Source organism: Streptomyces gobiensis (genome assembly GCF_021216675.1).
GTDB lineage: Bacteria > Actinomycetota > Actinomycetes > Streptomycetales > Streptomycetaceae > Streptomyces > Streptomyces gobiensis.
In genome coordinates, this window is record NZ_CP086120.1 from 1,420,914 (window position 1) to 1,438,772 (window position 17,859).

Consider the following 17,859-nt stretch of genomic DNA (forward strand, 5'->3'; position numbering starts at 1 on the left):
GCCGGTGCGGGACGGTGGCCGGGCGTTGTGCCCACCCTCCCCCAGCTAACGCTGGGAGGTGCCCCCACGCCCTGCGGAACGACTGCCCACAACGCTGGGGGGCGGTTTCTCTTTGGAGGGGGCGCCCCATCGGTGTGTTCGGGGTTGTTGCTGTAATCTTCTTCTTGCAATAGGTGTGCAATAAGGCTTGAAGGGGAGCAACCGCATGGCCATCTACACGCTGCCGGAACTTCCGTATGACTACGGCTCGCTGGAGCCGGTCATCAGCGGCGAGATCATCGAGCTGCACCACGACAAGCACCACGCGGCGTATGTGAAGGGCGCGAACGACACCCTCGAACAGCTTGAGGAGGCTCGCGACAAGGACACGTGGGGTGCCATCAACGGCCTGGAGAAGAATCTGGCCTTTCACCTCTCCGGCCATATCCTGCACTCCATCTACTGGCAGAACATGACCGGCGACGGTGGCGGTGAGCCGCTGGAGAAGGACGGCACGGGCGAGCTGGCCGATGCCATCGCCGAGTCCTTCGGCTCTTTCGCGAAGTTCAAGGCCCAGCTCTCCAAGGCCGCGGCGACCACCCAGGGTTCCGGCTGGGGCGTGCTGGCCTATGAGCCGGTCAGTGGCCGCCTCGTGGTTGAGCAGGTCTATGACCACCAGGGCAATGTCGGCCAGGGCTCGGTACCGATCCTGGTCTTCGATGCCTGGGAGCACGCCTTCTATCTGCAGTACCGCAACCAGAAGGTCGACTTCGTCGAGGCCATGTGGCGCGTCGTCAACTGGCAGGACGTGGCCGCCCGCTACACCGCCGCCAAGGAGCGCGCGAACAATCTGCTGCTGGCGCCGTAGCCCCTGTAGGCCTCCTGCCTCGTGATCGTCTTCTCACCCTTCACCGGGCAGGCGGAGAAAAGAGGAAGGGCCCTCCCGAGTGGACGTGACACCCAGGGAGGGCCCTTCCGCACTCGGGCCCACCCGCGCCCCAGCCTGTCCGGCGTTTGAGGACTGGGGGCCCGGGGGCAGCGCACCCGGTTACGGGAAGGGGAGGGGCTGGGGAAAGGTCGCCCGGTCACCGCCTAGTCGAAGCTCGGCCCCTCATCACGGGTGCGCTTGATCTCGTAGAAGCCCGGTGTCGACGCCACCAGCAGCGTGCCGTCCCACAGTCGCGCCGCCGCCTCGCCCCTGGGGGCCGGGGTGACGACCGGACCGAAGAATGCCATCGGCTCGCCGTGCGCGCCCGGCACCGAGATCACCGGGGTACCGACATCCTGGCCGACCAGGTCGATGCCCTTCTTGTGCGAGGCGCGCAGCGCGGTGTCGTACTCGGTGGAGTCCATCGCGTCCACCAGTGCCGGGTCGAGCCCGGCCTCCGTCAGCGCCTCGGCGATGGTCTCCCGGTCCGGTTCCCGCCGCTCATGGTGGAGGCGTATACCAAGCGCGGTGTAGAGCCTGCCCAGCACCTCGTTGCCGTACTTCTGCTCGGCCGCGATACAGACCCGCACGGGCCCCCAGGCGGTCTTCATCGCTTCCTGATATTTCTCCGGCAGCTCGTCGAGCTTGTTCTCATTGAGCACCGCCAGGCTCATCACATGCCAGCGGACCTCCACCGGACGGACCTTCTCCACCTCCAGCATCCAGCGGGACGTCAGCCAGGCCCATGGGCACTTGGGGTCAAACCAGAAGTCGGCCGGGGTTTTCTCGGGCATGGTCTCTCCTCGCGCGAAGGTATGAAGATACAGGTGGTGCAGAAGAGAACACCGAGTGACGGTGCCGTCATTCCCTGCTGCGGCTGCTCCGCCCACCATGAAATGCTGACCTCTGATGTTCGATATGCGAGACGAGTGAGACGAGTGAGACAAGGGAGTCGCGCTGTGCCCGGAGAGAACCTGACCCGTGACGAGGCCCAAGAGCGGGCTCGGCTGCTCAGCGTCGACGGGTACGAGGTCGCCCTCGATCTGCGTTCCGCTGTGGCACCACCCTCGGCCGACGGGTCCCGCACCTTCCGGTCCACCACCACGATCCGGTTCCGCTGCGCCGAGCCGGGCGCCGCGACCTTCGCCGATCTGGTGGCGCCGCATGTGCACTCGGTCACCCTCAACGGCGACTCCCTCAACGTCGACCGTGTCTTCGACGGCGCCCGGATCCAGCTCGACGGCCTCGTCGCGGATAACGAGCTGGTCGTCGACGCCCGCTGCGCCTACAGCCGCACCGGCGAGGGGCTGCATCACTTCATCGACCCCGAGGACGGCGAGACCTACCTCTATACGCAGTACGAACCGGCCGACGCCCGCCGGGTCTTCGCCAACTTCGAGCAGCCCGACCTCAAGGCGCCCTTCGACTTCACCGTGATCGCCCCCGAGGGCTGGACGGTGCTCAGCAACGCCGCGCAGAAGGGCGAGCCGGAGCCCGCCGCTGACAGCGCGCAGCTGTGGCACTTCGACCGCACCCAGCCGATCTCCACCTACATCACGGCGGTCGTGGCCGGTCCGTACCACTACGTCACCGACACCTACCGGCGCACGCTGCGGGACGGCACCGAGCTGGAGATCCCGCTGGGGGCGCTGTGCCGCAAGGGGCTGGCCAAGCACTTCGACCCGGAGGACATCTTCCTCGTCACCAAGCAGGGTCTGGACTTCTTCCACGAGCACTTCGACTATCCGTATCCCTTTGGGAAGTACGACCAGGCCTTTGTGCCGGAGTACAACATCGGGGCGATGGAGAATCCGGGATGTGTGACCTTCCGGGAGGAGTTCGTCTTCCGTGGCAAGGTGACACAGGCGTCCTACGAGAGCCGCGCCAATGTCCTGCTCCATGAGATGGCGCATATGTGGTTCGGCGATCTGGTCACCATGGAGTGGTGGGACGACCTCTGGCTCAAGGAGTCCTTCGCCGACTTCATGGGTGCCCTGTCGCTGGTCGAGGCCACCCGCTTCAGCAACGGCTGGATCACCTTCGCCAATCGCCGTAAGTCCTGGGCCTACCGGGCCGACCAGCTCCCCTCCACCCACCCGGTCACGGCCGATATCCGTGATCTGGAGGACGCCAAGCTCAACTTCGACGGCATCACCTACGCCAAGGGCGCGAGCGTGCTCAAGCAGCTCGTCGCCTACGCCGGCCGCGACGCCTTCATGGAGGGCGCCCGGCGCTACTTCAAGCGGTACGCCTACGGCAATACCCAGCTGAAGGACCTGCTCTCCGTGCTGGCGGAGACCTCCGGGCGGGATATGCGCGAGTGGGCACAGGCCTGGCTGCGCACGGCGGGGGTCAACTCGCTGACCCCGCAGGCCACCTATGACGCCGAGGGCCGGATCACCGAGCTGGCGATCCTGCAGGAGGCGGCGGAGGCCCACCCGACGCTGCGCCCGCACCGGGTCGCCGTGGGCCTCTACCGGCGCACGGGCACGGCAGGCCCGCTGGCACGGTACGCCGGCGCCGAGGTGGACATCGCCGCCGGCGTACCCGGCGCCCGTACGGTCGTGGAAGAGCTCGTCGGGTACGAGCGCCCCGAACTGATCCTGGTCAACGATGATGACCTCACCTACGCCAAGACCCGTCTGGACGAGGGCTCACTGGCGACCCTGCGCGAGCACCTGGGCGCGATTGACGACCCGCTCGCCCGGGCGCTGTGCTGGTCCGCGCTGTGGAACCTCACCCGGGACGGGCTGATGCCGACGCGGGACTTCCTCGGCCTGATGCTGCGCTTCGCGGGCGATGAGACCGATATCGGGGTGGTGCAGATGCTGCACACCTGGTCCAGGACCGCGATCATCCACTACGCCGCCCCCGAGTGGCGCGAGCAGGGCTGCCGGGAGCTGGCCGAGGGCGCGCTGAGCCACCTGCGGCAGGCCGCGCCGGGCAGCGGACACCAGCTGGCCTGGGCCCGCTTCTTCGCCTCGGTCGCCGAGAGCGAGCAGCATCTCCAGCTGCTCCAGGGGATGTTGGCGGGCAGGGCCCGGATCGACGGGCTGGAGGTCGATCAGGAGCTGCGCTGGACCTTCCTCAGCCCGCTGGCGGCCAAGGGTCTTGCCGATGAGACGGTGCTGGCGGCCGAGCTGGACCGCGATGACACCGCCTCCGGCAAGCGGCACCAGGTGCGCTGTCTGGCCGCGCGCCCCTCGGCGGCGGTCAAGGCACAGGCCTGGGCGTCGGTCGTCGAGTCCGACCGGCTCTCCAACGCCCTGGTCGAGGCGACCATCACCGGCTTCGACCAGCCGGGACAGCGGGAGCTGCTGGCGCCCTATGTCCCCAAGTACTTCGCCGCGCTTGAACGGGTCTGGGCCGAGCGCTCCATCGAGATCGGCATGTCCATCGTCCGCGGGCTGTTCCCGGCGCTGCAGAGCACCCAGGAGACACTGGACGCCACCGACACCTGGCTGCGGGCCACCGAGGACCGCGCCGCTCCGGCGCTGCGCCGCCTGGTCCTGGAGGCGCGGGACGATCTGGCGCGTGCCCTGCGGGCCCAGCGGTGCGACATTGCGGCGGCCCACTGATCGGCAGTCGAACGCCCGTACTTTAGGACAGGGTTGTCCAGATTTGTCGACGACCGTGTAACAGGGGGTTAGGGGGCGGGGTGAGGGCGGGAATCGCGGGGTCATGACCCACAACACCCCGCTCTCGCCCCGCCCCCTCAGCCACCTCTCCGATGTACGGCGCCGTGTGGTGACCGCCCGTACGCTGCGCGAACAGGGGTTCCCCAGCGCCACCGTGCAGGAGCGCTGCCGTCCCGGCGGCCCCTGGCAGATGCCGCTGCCCGGGGTCTACGTACTCCACCCGGGCCCCCCGACCAGCGAGGAGCGGCTGCACGCGGTGCTGCTCTACGCGGGCCGCTCCAGCGCGGTACCCGCACAGGGCGGCCAGGCAATGATCACCGGGCTGGCCGCGCTCGCCCTGCACCACTTCGCCACCGCTCCCCCGCTGCTCTCCCTGGACCGGCTCGACATCCTGGTCCCGCGCACCCGTCGGCTGAGCTCCACCGGCTGGGCCCGTGTGATCCGCGCCCAGAGTCTTCCCCGCCCCGAGGAGGTCACCGGGCTGCCGGTCGCCCCGGTGGCGCGGGCGCTGGCCGACGCGGTCAGCAAGCTCACCGACGCGGTGACCGTCCGGCGGCTGCTCACCGAGGCGGTACGCGGGGGCCACTGCGAAGCCCACGCCGTCGTACGGGAGCTGACCCAGGCCCGGCTGCTGACCCGACCGCATGTGGTCGACGCCGTGGACACCCTGCTCGCCGAGGGCCGGGCCATCGCCGAGGGCCGGCTCTACGAGATGGTGCACGCCTACGGTCTCCCCGATCCCGTCTGGAACATTGATCTGCGGATCCCCGGTGGCCCCCACCTCGGCGGTGTCGATGCCTACTGGCCCGACCAGGCCGTCGCCGTGGAGATCGACGCCCGCGCACCGCGTCCCGCCGGGGAGGAAGCGGACACGCTCTGGTCGGAGTACGCCCGCAAGCGCGAGACGCTGGAACAGCTGGGCATCACGGTCGTCCATGTCACCCCGAAGAAGCTCCGGGACGCGATGGAACAGCAGGCCGCGGTGGTCCGTACGGCGCTGATGACAGCGGATGACCGCGACCCGGCGGCTTATGTGGTGGTCCTGCCCAGGTGAGCTACGTTCGCTAGATGGCCGACTGGGACATCAAAAAGCTGCGGATCCTGCGGACCCTGGGCGAGCTGGGCACCGTCACCGCCACCGCCGAAGCGCTCTTCATGACACCCTCGGCGGTATCCCAGCAGCTGACCGGGCTGAGCAAACAGCTCGGTGTGCGGCTGCTGGAGGCCCAGGGGCGGCGCGTACGCCTCACGGCCGCCGCCGAGCTGGTGCTGCGGCACGCCGAGGCGGTGTTCGCGGAGCTGGAGCGGGCCGACGCCGAACTGACGGGCTACCTCCACGGCGAGGTGGGCACGGTCCGGCTGGGCGCCTTCAGCACCGCGATCCCCGCACTGGTCGTCCCCGCCATCGCCGCCCTGCGGCGGGACCATCCCGGGCTGCGGGTGACCGTCCGGGAAGCCGAAGCCGCCGAGGCGTACGGTCTGCTGACCGACGGCACAGTCGATCTGGCCCTCTCCCTGGCCGCGCACGCGCCCACCGCACGGGACCCGAAGTTCACCCGCGTCGAACTCCGCACCGACCCCCTCGACGTAGCCCTGCCCGCCACCCACCCCCTCGCCACCGCACCGGCAGTACGGCTGGCCGATCTCGCCGGTGAACCCTGGATCTACGGCCACAGCGGCCCCTGGTCCGAAATCACCACAACTGTCTGCGAGGCGGCGGGGTTCGTACCCGGGCAGGCACACGCCGCCGCCGACTGGTCCGCGATCCTCGCCATGGTCGGCGCCGGAATGGGCGTCGCCCTGGTGCCCCGGATGGCGGCCGTGGAGCGGGGCGCGGATGTCGCCGTACGCGTACTGACCGAGGACCGGCCCAGGCGGCACGTGGTAGCCGCCGTACGGCGCGGCGCGGAGGAGTGGCCGGGTCTGAGCCGCGTACTCGACGCCCTGCGGGCCGTTCAGCTCAGCTGAACCGCTGACCACGACGTCACCGGCTACGGGACTCCCGAACGCCCTTCAGCGCGGCGAAGCTCTGCGGCGCTCGCTGTGGGTCCGAGCGCACACGAAGGCCCGGTCTCAGGCAGTTGATCTGCCGTCGATCCGGGCCAGGTCGTCGTCCGCGCCGTATGGCTGCAAATAGGGCAGCCAGCGCGGATCCCTATGCCCCGTGCCGATGATCCGCCAGGCGAGTCCCGAGGGCGGGGCGGGTTTGTGGCGCAGGCGCCAGCCGAGCTCGGCGACGTGGCGGTCCGCCTTGACGTGGTTGCAGCGGCGGCAGGCGGCGACGACGTTTTCCCAGGCGTGCTGGCCGCCACGGCTGCGCGGGATGACGTGGTCGACGCTGGTGGCCGCCCCGCCGCAGTAGGCGCATCGGCCGCCGTCGCGGGCGAACAGGGCGCGCCGGGTCAGTGGAACAGGGCCCCGAAAGGGCACGCGGACGAAGCGTTTGAGTCTGACCACGCTGGGTGCGGGTATGACGCGGGTCGCGCTGTGCATGAGGGCGCCGGAATCCTCGAGGCTGATCGCCTTGTCGTTGAGGACAAGAATGAGCGCGCGGCGAAGCGGTACGACGCCGAGCGGCTCGTACGACGCATTGAGGACCAGGACGTGCGGCACGGTGCCTCCTTGTACGTCTGCGGCGCGTGGCTCGCGCCGGGACGATCTCCCCTCAGTGTGTCCTCCACCTGGGTCGTAGCGCCACCACGACCGGGTAACGCAACAACCGTGTTTTGGACCACACTCCCTCCTTCCCCGCCGGAAACCGGTCATCTCTCGAACATGGTCGCCGGATCAGGCGGATTTCGCCCATTGGTGTGTGCGCGTGGACACGATGGATGACGCACAGCATCGGGCGGATGACGCAGCGGGATGGGTGCGCCATTGACGCCGCGTTGGCCGGGGTTTACTGTCTGCCGCAGCAATAGGAAACCTTCCTAACAGTGGAGGACGGGCGATGGCCGGCACCATCCCAGGGACCCCGCGCGTTCTGCGGGCCATGAACGACCGGGCCGCGCTCGATCTCCTGCTGGCCCATGGGTCCCTCTCCCGTGGCCGGATAGGCAAGCTCACCGGGCTCTCCAAGCCGACCGCCTCTCAGCTGCTCGCCCGGCTGGAGGCGGCGGGCCTGGTCATCATCACCGGTACGAGCGGGGGCCACCCCGGGCCCAGCGCCCAGCTGTACGCGGTCAACCCGGCCGCCGCCCATGTCGCCGGGCTGGATGTCACCGCGGCCCGGATCCGCGCCGCGGTCGCCGACATCACCGGCCGGACGGTGGGTGAGCATGAGCTGCCTGCCCGGGGGCGGCGCGGTGGCTCCGTGGTCCAGCAGGTCATCGAGGCCGTGGACGGCGCCGCCAAGGCCGCCGGGCTCGCCCGCTCCGAGCTGCACCGGGTGGTGATCGGCACTCCCGGCGCCTTTGACCCCGGCACCGGGCGGCTGCGGTACGCCGCGCATCTGCCCGGCTGGCACTCGCCCACCCTCCTGGAGGAGCTGGCCGCCGCACTGCCCATGCCGCTCGACTACGACAACGACGTCAACCTCGCCGCCATCGCCGAACAGCGGACCGGCGCCGCCCGCGACCACGATGACTTCGTTCTGCTCTGGAACGAGGAGGGCATCGGCGCCGCCCTGGTCCTGGGCGGCAGACTGCACCGTGGCTGGACCGGTGGCGCGGGCGAGGTCGGCTTTATGCCGGTGCCCGGTGTCCCGCTGGTACGGCAGGTCGCCAGGACCGGGGGCGGCGGCTTCCAGGAGCTGGCCGGCTCCCACGCCCTCGTACGGCTCGCCCGGGAGCTGGGCCTGAAGCCCGAACCGGGACCGGACGCCGACGCGGTGGCCCAGCTGCTGCGGCGGGCGGTGAGCGGCGAGGAGCCGGAGGACGGCCCGTACGGCGAGCTGCTGCGGCGGCTGGCCACCGGGGTGGCCACCGGACTCGCCGCGATGGTCGCCGTCCTCGACCCCGAACTCATCGTCCTCTCCGGTGGTCTGCACACCGCCGGGGGCGAGCGGCTGCGCGCCCTGGTCCAGGAGGAGCTGGCCGAACTGGCCGTCCCCCGGCCACGGCTGCTCGTCGGTGAGATCACCGAACACCCCGTCCTCAGCGGGGCGCTGGAAAGCGCCCTGGCCACCACCCGCGACGAGGTGTTCGACACCTCCCGCTGAACCGCGACCCGCACCGAGTAAGGGCTGATCGGCATGAAACTCGCAGTAGTGGGTGGCGGGTCCACCTACACCCCTGAACTCATCGACGGCTTCGCCCGGTTGCGGGCCCCCGTGGACCAAGGGGGCCTCCCCATCACCGAGCTGGTCCTTATCGACCCCGCCACCGAGCGGCTGGAGCTGGTCGGCGGGCTGGCCCGCCGGATCTTCGCCAAGCAGGGCCATCCGGGCCGTATCGTCACCACCGCCGATCTGGACGCGGGCGTATCCGGGGCCGACGCCGTGCTGCTCCAGCTGCGGGTGGGCGGTCAGGCCGCCCGTCACCAGGACGAGACCTGGCCGCTGGAGTGCGGCTGCGTCGGGCAGGAGACCACCGGCGCGGGCGGCCTGGCCAAGGCGCTGCGCACCGTGCCGGTGGTGCTTGAGATCGCCGAACGGGTGCGCCGCGGCAACCCGGATGCCTGGATCATCGACTTCACCAACCCCGTCGGCATCGTCACCCGGGCCCTGCTGCGCGCCGGGCACAAGGCGGTGGGGCTGTGCAATGTGGCCATTGGGCTGCAGCGCAGGTTCGCCGCGCTGCTGGAGGTACGCCCCGAGGAACTGCACCTTGACCACTACGGCCTCAACCACCTCACCTGGGAGCTGGGCGTCCGGCTCGGCGGGCCGGACGGCGAGGACATACTGCACCGGCTGATCGCCGAGCACGGTGAGCGGATCGCCATGGAGCTGCGCCTGCCCCGCCCTCTGCTGGACCGCCTCGGCGTGGTCCCCTCCTACTATCTGCGCTACTTCTACGCACACAACGAGGTCGTGGACGAGCTGCGTACCAAGCCGTCACGGGCTGCCGAGGTCGCCGCCATGGAGAAGGAACTCCTGGAGATGTACGGCGATCCGGCGCTGGATGAGAAGCCCGCGCTGCTCGCCGGGCGAGGCGGCGCCTTCTACTCGGAGGCGGCGGTGGCGCTGGCCGCCGCGCTGCTCGGCGACGGCCCCGGCGACATCGGCCCCGGCGACATCCAGGTGGTCAACACCCGTAACTCCGGCGCGCTGCCCTTCCTCCCCGACGACGCGGTGGTCGAGGTCCCCGCCCGGGTGACGCCCGGCGGTGTCGAGCCGCTGCCCGCCCCGGATATCGACCCGCTCTACGCCGGACTGATGGCGCACACCACCGCCTATGAACACCTCGCCTTGGACGCGGCCCTGTACGGGGGGCGGGACCGTGTCTTCACGGCCCTGCTCGCCCACCCGCTGATCGGCCAGTACGCCTCCGCCGAGGCCCTGACCGACCGCCTCCTCGCCCACAACCGGGAGCATCTCGCGTGGCTGTGACCCCTGCCCTCCTCGCCATCGACGCGGGGAACACCAAGACCGACGCGGCGGTCATCGCCCTGGACGGGACGGTGCTGGCCACCGCCCGCGGCGGTGGCTTCGGACCTTCGAAGTCGGGCGTCGAGGCAGCGGTCGACGCGCTCGCCGCCACGGTCCGTCAGGTCGTGGCCTCATCCGGCTCCGCAGCCCCCGGCCCGGGAGCCCCTGGCTCGGGCAGCACCCTCGACCATGTCAGCGCCTGTCTGGCCAACGCCGACCTGCCGCGTGAGGAACGCGAGCTGACGGCAGCCGTCCGCGCCCGTGGCTGGGCGCGCACCGCCCATATCGCCAATGACACCTTCGCCGTCCTGCGCGCGGGTCTGCCGGACGACGGCTCCGTACGGCACGGGGTGGCCGTCGTCTGCGGGGCGGGCATCAACTGCGTCGGCCGTGCCCCCGACGGCCGCATCCACCGCTTCCCGGCCATCGGCCGGCTCTCCGGCGACTGGGGCGGCGGCGGGGGGCTGGCCGGTGAGGCGCTGTGGCACGCCGCCCGCGCCGTGGACGGACGCGGCACGGCTACGGAGCTGGCCCGGGCGCTCCCGGCACACTTCGGGCTGGACACCATGGATGAGCTGATCGAGGCCCTGCACCTCGGAGAGATCCCCGCGGCCCGTCAGCATGAGCTCGTACCGGTCCTCTTCACGGCCGCCGCGACCGGTGACCCGGTCGCCTGCTCGCTGGTCGACCGGCAGGCCGACGAAATCGTGGCCCTGGTCACCGTCACCCTGACCCGGCTCGGCCTCCTGGCGGACCGGACCCCCGTCCTGCTGGGCGGCGGCGTGGCGGCGGCCCGCCACCCCCGGCTGCACAACCGGATCGTCGACCAGCTGGCCGACCGGGCGCCGAAGGCCGCGATCTCCGTGGTCACCGCCCCACCGGTACTGGGCGCCGCCCTCCTGGGCCTCGACACGGCGGGCGCCCGACCCCCCTCCCCCGCCGCCCACGCGAGGCTGCGCGCGCACTATGCCCGGGACCGCACACCGGACCGCTGACCCCTGCGCATAGCCTCACCTTGTGCTGACGACCTGGACCTTCCTGCTCCTGCTGGGCTGCATCGTGTTCTTCGGCGCGGCCGTGCAGCGGATGGCCGGGATCGGGTTCGGGCTGGTGTCGGCGCCCGCGCTGGTGCTGCTGCTCGGTGCGGTCGAGGGGGTCGCGCTGACCAACTGTGCGGGGATCGCCATCAGCGGCATCGGGCTGGCGGCCACCTGGCGGCAGGTGCGGCTGCGGTCGATGGTGCCGCTGGTCGCCGCCGCCGCACTGACGGTGCCGGCCGGCGCGGCGATGGCCCGGCGGCTGCCGGAGCCGGTGCTGCTGACCAGCCTGGGGCTGCTGGTGACCGCCGCCGTGCTGCTGGTCTGGTACGGGGTCCGGGCCGAGTCCCTGCACGGGACCAGGGGCGCCCTGGCCGCGGGGGCGGCCAGTGGCTTCATGAACTCCTCCGCCGGAGTCGGTGGGCCGGTCGTCTCGCTCTACGCGGTCAACGCCGGCTGGAGCGCCCGGGAGTTCATCCCCAATGCCCAGTTCTACGGTCTGCTCGTCAACATCTTCTCGGTCACCGCCAAGGGCCTGCCCAGCCTTCCGCCGCAGGCCTGGCTGCTCGGCGCGGCCACCATGCTCGCCGGTCTCGTCACCGGTCACCGCGTCGCCGCACGCACCCCGGAGCGCGGCACCCGGCGGATCGTCCTGGGCCTCGCCCTGCTGGGCGGGCTGCTCACCCTGGGGAAGGGGATGTGGGGGCTGTGGTAGCCGCTCGGCCCCTGTCAGGATGCCCTGCGGCCGGGTGGCGCGCGAGAATGAGCACAGACACTGGCCACGGTCACCGCACCGGTACGGCCAGGGGTCACGCATTCCCGACGCCCCTGGGTGAGGGCCATGGATACGCCGTTGGTGACGTTCAGCGAGAGTCCGGATGATCCGTTCGCGCTGGGCCGCGCCGCAACAGCCGTCGTGGACCACCAGGGGAAGATCACCGGCTGGAGCCATCAGGCCGAGACGCTGCTCGGCTACCGGCCGGACGAGGTGATCGGCCGGTCGGCGATCGACATCTTCATCCATGACGAGGACCGTGGCCTGGCCCAGCGGGCGGCGGCCGAGTGTGTCCGGGCTCGCAGCTGGTTCGGTGTGCTGCCGGTCCGTCAGAGTGACGGACGCCGTCTGGAGCTGGGGATCCGGGCCAGCCAGCTCGTCCGGTCCGGTGCGGCGGAGGAGTGGTTCCTGACCGGGGCGCCGGCGGATGAGGTGACCCAGTGGGAGGTGGACCGCTCGGTGCTCGACGGACTGTTCCGCCGCTGCCCGATCGGCATCGCCGTGCACGCCCCGGACCTGAGCATTCTGCGGGTCAACCGGGTGATCGCCCGGTTCGGCGGAGCGCCCGCCGAGCTGTACCGCGGGACGCGGATCGGGGACTTCGTCATCCCTCCGGACACCGCGACCGTGGAGGACGGACTGCGGCGGGTGGTGGAGACGGGGCGCCCGCTGATCTTCGCCGAGCAGTCGTGCCGGACGGTCATCGATCCGGACACCGAACGCTATGTCTCCGTCTCCGCGTTCCGGATGGAGGACCCTTCCGGCCGGGTTCTCGGCGTCACCGAGCTGGTGGAGGACGTCACGGACCGCTATCGGGCGCGGCGCAGGCTGGCGCTGCTCAACGAGGCGGGCGACCGGATCGGCACCACGCTGAACCTGGTCCAGACCGTCCGGGAGCTCTCCGAGGTGCTGGTGCCCGACCTTGCCGACTGCGTAACGGTGGATCTTCTGGAGCCGGTGATCCACGGCGAGACAGCGGCGCGGGACACGCTCGTGCCGCTGCGCAGGATGTCGCTGCGGAGCGTTTCGCCGGAGGCGACGCCGTGGATCACGGCGGAGAACGAGGAGATCTTCTTCACCTCCGCCGCACCGCAGACCCGGTGTCTGAAGGAGCGGCGTCCCGTGCTGGAACCGGAGGTCGAGATGTCCCCCGAGTGGTTCCCGGCAGGGGAGCGGGCCAGGTATCAGCCCGACGTGGGTGTCCACTCGCTGATGGCCGTACCGCTCGTGGCACGCGGGCTGGTACTGGGGGTCGTCAGCATGTGGCGTACGACCCAGCCGGAGCCCTTCGAGGAGGACGATCTCCGGTTGGCCGCTGAGCTCGCCACACGCGCCGCCGTCAGCATCGACAACGCGCGCCAGTACACCCATCAGCATGAGGCAGCGGTCACTCTTCAGCGGAGCCTGCTACCGGTCGAGGTGCCGGAACATCCGGCGGTCGAGGTCGCCCACCGGTATCTGCCGGCCGATGTCGCCGCGGGCGTAGGCGGCGACTGGTTCGACCTGATCCCCCTCTCCGGTGCCCGGGTGGCCCTGGTCGTGGGCGATGTGGTCGGCCATGGCCTTCCCGCCGCGGCCACGATGGGACGACTGCGCACCGCGGTACACACCCTGGCCGCCCTCGATCTCGATCCGGAGGAGGTCCTCGCCCAGCTCGACGATCTCGTCGGCCGGCTCGCCGACGAGCGGGAGGCCGTCGGAGCCGCGTCCTGGCCCGACGAGGTGATCGAGGTGATCGGCGCGACCTGCCTCTACGCCGTCTACGACCCCATCTCCCGCCACTGCGCCATCGCCCGCGCCGGGCACCCGCCGCTCGCCGTGATGACCCCGGACGGCCAGGTCGCACTGCCGGACCTGCCCGCGGGTCCACCGCTGGGCCTCGGCGGGCTGCCGTTTGAATCGATTGAACTGGACCTCCCCGAGGGCAGCCTGCTCGCTCTCTACACCGACGGGCTCATCGAGGCGGGCCGACGCGATATCGACGAGGGGCTGGGACTGCTGAAAGCGGCGCTGGCCCAGCCCGCGCGCCGCCTGGATGACATCTGCACCGCGGTGATGGCCACCGTCCCGGCCGACCATCCGGCCGACGATGTCGCGCTGCTCATCGCGCGTACCCGGGTCCTGGCGAAGGAGAAGGTGGCCTCCTGGGTGCTGCCCGCGGAGCCCGAAGCCGCGCTCCAGGCCCGCACGCTGACGTCCGACCAGCTGACCCAGTGGGACCTGGAGGAGCTGGTCTTCACTACCGAGCTGATCGTCAGTGAGCTGGTTACCAATGCCTACCGGTACGCCGGCGGCCCGATCGAGTTGCGCCTCATTCGCGATCAGCACCTCATCTGCGAAGTCTCCGATCCCAGCAACACCGCCCCGCATCTGGTGCGTGCCCGCAGCATGGACGAGGGCGGTCGCGGTCTGTTCCTGGTCGCCCAGCTCACCGAGCACTGGGGCACCCGCTACACGCGTCAGGGTAAGACCGTCTGGACCGAGCAGCCGCTGAAGGGGCTTGCCGGGTCGGCCGGGCTGGAGGGGCTTGCCGGGGTGCTCTGATCGCCGGCCGGCCGGCGAGGGGATGCCGCCGCTACTTCTCCGCCACCGCGAAGACCTCCACCGACCACAGTGAATAGCCGAACCGTGTCCCGCGCTTGTCGCCCTGGACACGGACGAAGCGGATGTCGTCGGGGGTGTCCATCCGGACCGTTTCCCGGCCGCCCTGGCCGTCCCGGACCGTCGCGGCCGTACGCCAGCGCCTGCCGTCGGAGGAGACCTGGACGCGGTAGCGCGCGGCGTGGGCGTCCTGCCAGTGCAGGGCGACCGCGCCGACCCGGGCAGGACGGGGCAGTTCGACCTGGACCCAGGAGTCGTCCCGGGCGGGCGAGGACCAGCGGGTCTCCGGGTCGCCGTCGGTGACGGCGGAGGCCGGGAAGTCCGGGGTCTCGTCCGCCGAGGAGACCGCCTTCGCACCCCGCGCCAGATCCCGGTCCCCCGTACGCGGGGCGACGCGCACCGTCAGGGTGCGGCGCTGGCGTTCACCGGCCCCGGTGGTGAAGGTGACCGGGATGTCATACGTGCCGGGGCGGACCCGCTCGCCCGCGGTGACCTCGATCGGTGCCGTGACCGGGATACCCCGGAGCGCGGTGGGCCGGCGCGGGGCGCGGACCGTGAAGCCCTTCGGGGCCTGGACGGTGAGGCGGCCTGTGACATCGGCCGGGCGGCGGGCGGCCAGCCGGATCCCGGCCCGGACGGCGGAGCCGCCGATCTCCGCGTCCGCCTCGCTACGGGTCAGCTCCATGGCGGTCGCCGGGGTGTCCGCGTACCAGGGTGAGATCTCATGGATGACCGGCGCCGCGGCGCCCGGCTGCCAGACGAGCCGGATGGCGTCGGCCCGTACACCGCCGGCCCGGGTGTGGGTCCAGCCCTGCCCGGAGAGCTCGCCGAGCTTGCGCCAGCCCTGGCCCGGGGTGTGGACCTCCACCGTGGCCCGGGTGCCGGAGCCCGGTTCGGACTGTACGGTGACCGCCGTCAGGGGGCGCGGCTTCGGCAGCCGTACCGTCAGCGGCTCAGGCTCAGCCCCGGGGGCCGCCGTTGCCCGGTATACGGTCGCCGGGTCTCCGTCGGTGGCCTCCGACGGCGGTGAGCCGGGCAGCGCGGCGGGCCCGCCCTTGGCGGTGGCCTTCCCGGCCCGTACTCCGCTCCAGGCGTTCGCGGCCTTCAGCGCCCGCTCCACAAAGCCGGGCAGGACGCCCTCGCCCACCGTCACCGGGCTCTTCCCAGCCGCCGCACTCAGCTCCTGCACCGCCAGCTGCGCCCGCCAGGCCGCCCGGCCATCGCCGCGCCGCTGGGCGAGCAGCATATCGAGCGCCTGCTCACCGGCCTCGCCATAGCGCGCCAACTGGCTGACCCAGGGGCCGACTTCCGCGGCCAGCGCACCGCCGGCCACCTTGGACAGCCGCTTCGGCGCCGCCCGCATGACCTGGAAGGCGCCGCGCAGCCGGCCGGCGGCGGCCGTCAGCCGCCGGGTGTCGCCGCTGTCCCGGGCCGCCCAGAACTCCTTCAGCAGCGGCCGCAGATACGCCGACTCGGAGCCGTCCAGCACCGAGGAGGCGCCATTTCCGGCGAGCGCGTGCAGCGCCGCACGGGCGTCCCGGTCCGGGCCCGCGAGATCCTCGATCGCGGCCTTCCAGGAGGCGGCGGGCTGGTAACCGCGCGGGTTCCAGGCGAAGTCGGCGGCGGTGAAGAGGGGAATACGGGAGGCGGTGGGCTGCTCCATCGCGTTGGTCAGTACGGCGGCCGAGCCGGTGGCCACGGCGGGTTCCCGGCCGGTGTACGGGCCGAGGAAGACCCGGTCCTCGGCGTAGTCGTTGACCGGGTAGTTGTCCAGGGTCACCAGCGGGTGCCCCAACGCGGTGCGGGCCTGGGTGAGTTCGCGCCCCGTAATGGTCTTGGGGACCACGCCGACCCCGGTCCAGGCCACCTCGGTCCGGCGGTTCAGCCGCTCGGCGAGGGCTGTGCGGTATTCGGTCTCGCCCTTCTGGTAGAACTCCGTCGGCAGCACCGACAGCGGCGGCGCCTTCGGATAGCGCCGCGCCAGATGCCGGTCCACCACGTCCGCGAGCTCGGCCTGTGCGGTGGCGGCGGCCTGGGGCCCGCTGCCGTAGGTGTCGGCGTCCTTGCCGCAGTGCCACTCCGTATAGCTGACATCGTCAAAGCGGAGCTGGAAGGCGCGTACGCCCAGCGCCCACATGGCGTCGAGCTTGCGCAGCAGCGCCCTGCGGTCGTCCTCGGAGGCGAAGCAGAAGGTCTGACCCGGTGAGACCGCCCAGGCGAGCACCACATGGTTGGCCCGGGCCCGTTCCGCGAGCTCACGGAAGTCCGCGCGCTGCGCGGCGGGGTAGGGGTCGCGCCAGCGGGACTGGCGGAAGGGGTCATCGCCAGGCGCGTAGAGGAAGCGATTCTGCTTGGTGCGGCCGAGGAAGTCGAGCTGGGCGAGGCGCTGTTCCTGGGTCCAGGGCTCGCCGTAGAAGCCCTCGGTGGTGCCGCGTACGGCAGCGGTCGGCCAGTCCCGGATGACCACCCCGGCGAACGCGCCGCCCACGGCGAGCTGCCGCAGGGTTTGCGCGGCGTAGAAGAGGCCATCGCCGCCGACCCCGGACAGCGCCACGGTGTCCTGGCCGTCGATACGCCCCACCGCGAGCCGGTAGCCGCCCGCGGGAAGATCTGCGCGCTCGCTGGCGCGCAGCTCCCGTAGCGCCCGCTCGGCGTGCGCGCCGCCCGCCAGCACCACCAGCGCGCCGTCGGGCACCTCCGCCTCGGGCCGGGCCTCCCGCACCGCGTCCACCCCGGCGTCCCGCAGCGCGGCGCGCAGCGCCGTCCGGGCGGCCGGGTCGGTGCCCTGCCCGGCGATGACCACTGCTTCCCGGGGGATGGCCACGGAGGTGCCCCGGGCCCGTATCGACTGGGGCCGGGGCCAGACGGCGGGCAGCTGGTCCGCCGCCGTGCGCTCGTTGCCCGGGGCCGCCGCTATGGGGTCGTCCACCGGCTGCGGTGCGGCGTGTGCACCGGGCGCGCCGCCGAGCAGCCCGCCGACCACGGCCGCCACCAGCGCTGTCGCGCCCGTTCGCCGCCCGCCGCGCGTCGCTCCGCCCACCCCGGGCCTCCCCTCGCCCCTGAACTCTGTGCTCCGTAACCCCGTGCGTATCAGGACCCGAGCCCACCACCGGTGCGTCCGGGTGTCAACGCGACTGGGGGAAGTGCCCAGCTTGTTCCGGGAGCATTCCGGGAGCGTTCGGTGAGCACCCCTCAGCACTCCGTAAATTCTGGTGCGCGATGCCCCAATCGCCGGACTCCTCTGCGTCCTGAATGGCCCACCGCCGCCAAATCGCCGGTGGACGGGCAAGGTGAGCTGGGCCACGTTCTGTCGCTGATTGCGGATGCGGTCGCGCACAGTGGGTAGAGCAGATCGTGTCCGACTCCCGTCGACG

General features: G+C 71.5%; 12 protein-coding genes. 9 read left to right on the forward strand and 3 right to left on the reverse strand.

Going from position 1 to position 17,859, the window contains the following annotated elements:
- Positions 1–205: 205 nt before the first annotated feature.
- Positions 206–847, forward strand: a complete 642-nt coding sequence (locus test1122_RS06635; protein ID WP_232268225.1) for a superoxide dismutase — start codon at positions 206–208, stop codon at positions 845–847.
- Between the two features lie 224 nt (positions 848–1,071).
- On the opposite strand, the gene test1122_RS06640 is transcribed toward test1122_RS06635, so the two are convergent.
- Positions 1,072–1,701 carry a DsbA family oxidoreductase gene (locus test1122_RS06640; RefSeq protein ID WP_232268226.1) on the reverse strand — a complete coding sequence of 210 codons (630 nt, stop codon included), beginning with the start codon at positions 1,699–1,701 and terminating at the stop codon, positions 1,072–1,074.
- Between the two features lie 165 nt (positions 1,702–1,866).
- Here test1122_RS06640 and pepN point away from each other — a divergent pair, with 165 nt between their 5' ends.
- The 3 genes from pepN (at position 1,867) to test1122_RS06655 (ending at position 6,513) form a co-directional block, all read left to right on the forward strand.
- Entirely contained in the window at positions 1,867–4,485 is a 2,619-nt protein-coding gene (gene pepN / locus test1122_RS06645; protein WP_232268227.1) for an aminopeptidase N, read from the forward strand.
- A gap of 103 nt (positions 4,486–4,588) precedes the next feature.
- Complete coding sequence (locus test1122_RS06650) at positions 4,589–5,599, forward strand: hypothetical protein (protein WP_232268228.1); 1,011 nt, start codon at positions 4,589–4,591, stop codon at positions 5,597–5,599.
- Positions 5,600–5,613: 14 nt separating this feature from the next.
- Positions 5,614–6,513 (forward strand): LysR family transcriptional regulator, encoded by a 900-nt coding sequence (locus tag test1122_RS06655; protein ID WP_232268229.1) that lies wholly within the window; start codon positions 5,614–5,616, stop codon positions 6,511–6,513.
- Positions 6,514–6,618: 105 nt separating this feature from the next.
- Here the strand turns inward: test1122_RS06655 and test1122_RS06660 are convergent, their stop codons facing one another.
- A complete protein-coding gene (locus test1122_RS06660; protein WP_232268230.1) occupies positions 6,619–7,158 on the reverse strand; it encodes an HNH endonuclease in 540 nt (179 codons plus the stop codon).
- Between the two features lie 337 nt (positions 7,159–7,495).
- Here test1122_RS06660 and test1122_RS06665 point away from each other — a divergent pair, with 337 nt between their 5' ends.
- The 5 genes from test1122_RS06665 (at position 7,496) to test1122_RS06685 (ending at position 14,428) form a co-directional block, all read left to right on the forward strand.
- A complete protein-coding gene (locus test1122_RS06665) occupies positions 7,496–8,704 on the forward strand; it encodes an ROK family transcriptional regulator (RefSeq protein ID WP_232268231.1) in 1,209 nt (402 codons plus the stop codon).
- A 33-nt stretch (positions 8,705–8,737) separates the two neighbouring features.
- A complete protein-coding gene (locus test1122_RS06670; RefSeq protein ID WP_232268232.1) occupies positions 8,738–10,033 on the forward strand; it encodes a 6-phospho-beta-glucosidase in 1,296 nt (431 codons plus the stop codon).
- Positions 10,024–11,067, forward strand: a complete 1,044-nt coding sequence (locus test1122_RS06675) for an N-acetylglucosamine kinase (protein WP_232268233.1) — start codon at positions 10,024–10,026, stop codon at positions 11,065–11,067. The genes test1122_RS06670 and test1122_RS06675 overlap by 10 nt, the downstream gene beginning before the upstream one ends.
- Positions 11,068–11,092: 25 nt before the next feature.
- Complete coding sequence (locus test1122_RS06680) at positions 11,093–11,824, forward strand: sulfite exporter TauE/SafE family protein (protein WP_422397062.1); 732 nt, start codon at positions 11,093–11,095, stop codon at positions 11,822–11,824.
- Between the two features lie 126 nt (positions 11,825–11,950).
- Positions 11,951–14,428: a SpoIIE family protein phosphatase gene (locus test1122_RS06685; protein WP_232268234.1), complete on the forward strand. Its 2,478-nt coding sequence runs from the start codon at positions 11,951–11,953 to the stop codon at positions 14,426–14,428.
- 31 nt (positions 14,429–14,459) lie between these two features.
- On the opposite strand, the gene test1122_RS06690 is transcribed toward test1122_RS06685, so the two are convergent.
- Entirely contained in the window at positions 14,460–17,525 is a 3,066-nt protein-coding gene (locus test1122_RS06690; RefSeq protein ID WP_232268235.1) for a glycoside hydrolase family 84 protein, read from the reverse strand.
- Between the last annotated feature and the right edge of the window lie 334 nt (positions 17,526–17,859).

Excerpts from the sequence above, each read along its gene's own strand:
- test1122_RS06635 (WP_232268225.1), top strand. The coding sequence starts at position 206 with ATGGCCATCTACACGCTGCCGGAACTTCCGTATGACTACGGCTCGCTG.
- test1122_RS06640 (WP_232268226.1), bottom strand. The coding sequence starts at position 1,701 with ATGCCCGAGAAAACCCCGGCCGACTTCTGGTTTGACCCCAAGTGCCCA.
- test1122_RS06650 (WP_232268228.1), top strand. The coding sequence starts at position 4,589 with ATGACCCACAACACCCCGCTCTCGCCCCGCCCCCTCAGCCACCTCTCC.
- test1122_RS06655 (WP_232268229.1), top strand. The coding sequence starts at position 5,614 with ATGGCCGACTGGGACATCAAAAAGCTGCGGATCCTGCGGACCCTGGGC.
- test1122_RS06665 (WP_232268231.1), top strand. The coding sequence starts at position 7,496 with ATGGCCGGCACCATCCCAGGGACCCCGCGCGTTCTGCGGGCCATGAAC.
- test1122_RS06670 (WP_232268232.1), top strand. The coding sequence starts at position 8,738 with ATGAAACTCGCAGTAGTGGGTGGCGGGTCCACCTACACCCCTGAACTC.
- test1122_RS06685 (WP_232268234.1), top strand. The coding sequence starts at position 11,951 with ATGGATACGCCGTTGGTGACGTTCAGCGAGAGTCCGGATGATCCGTTC.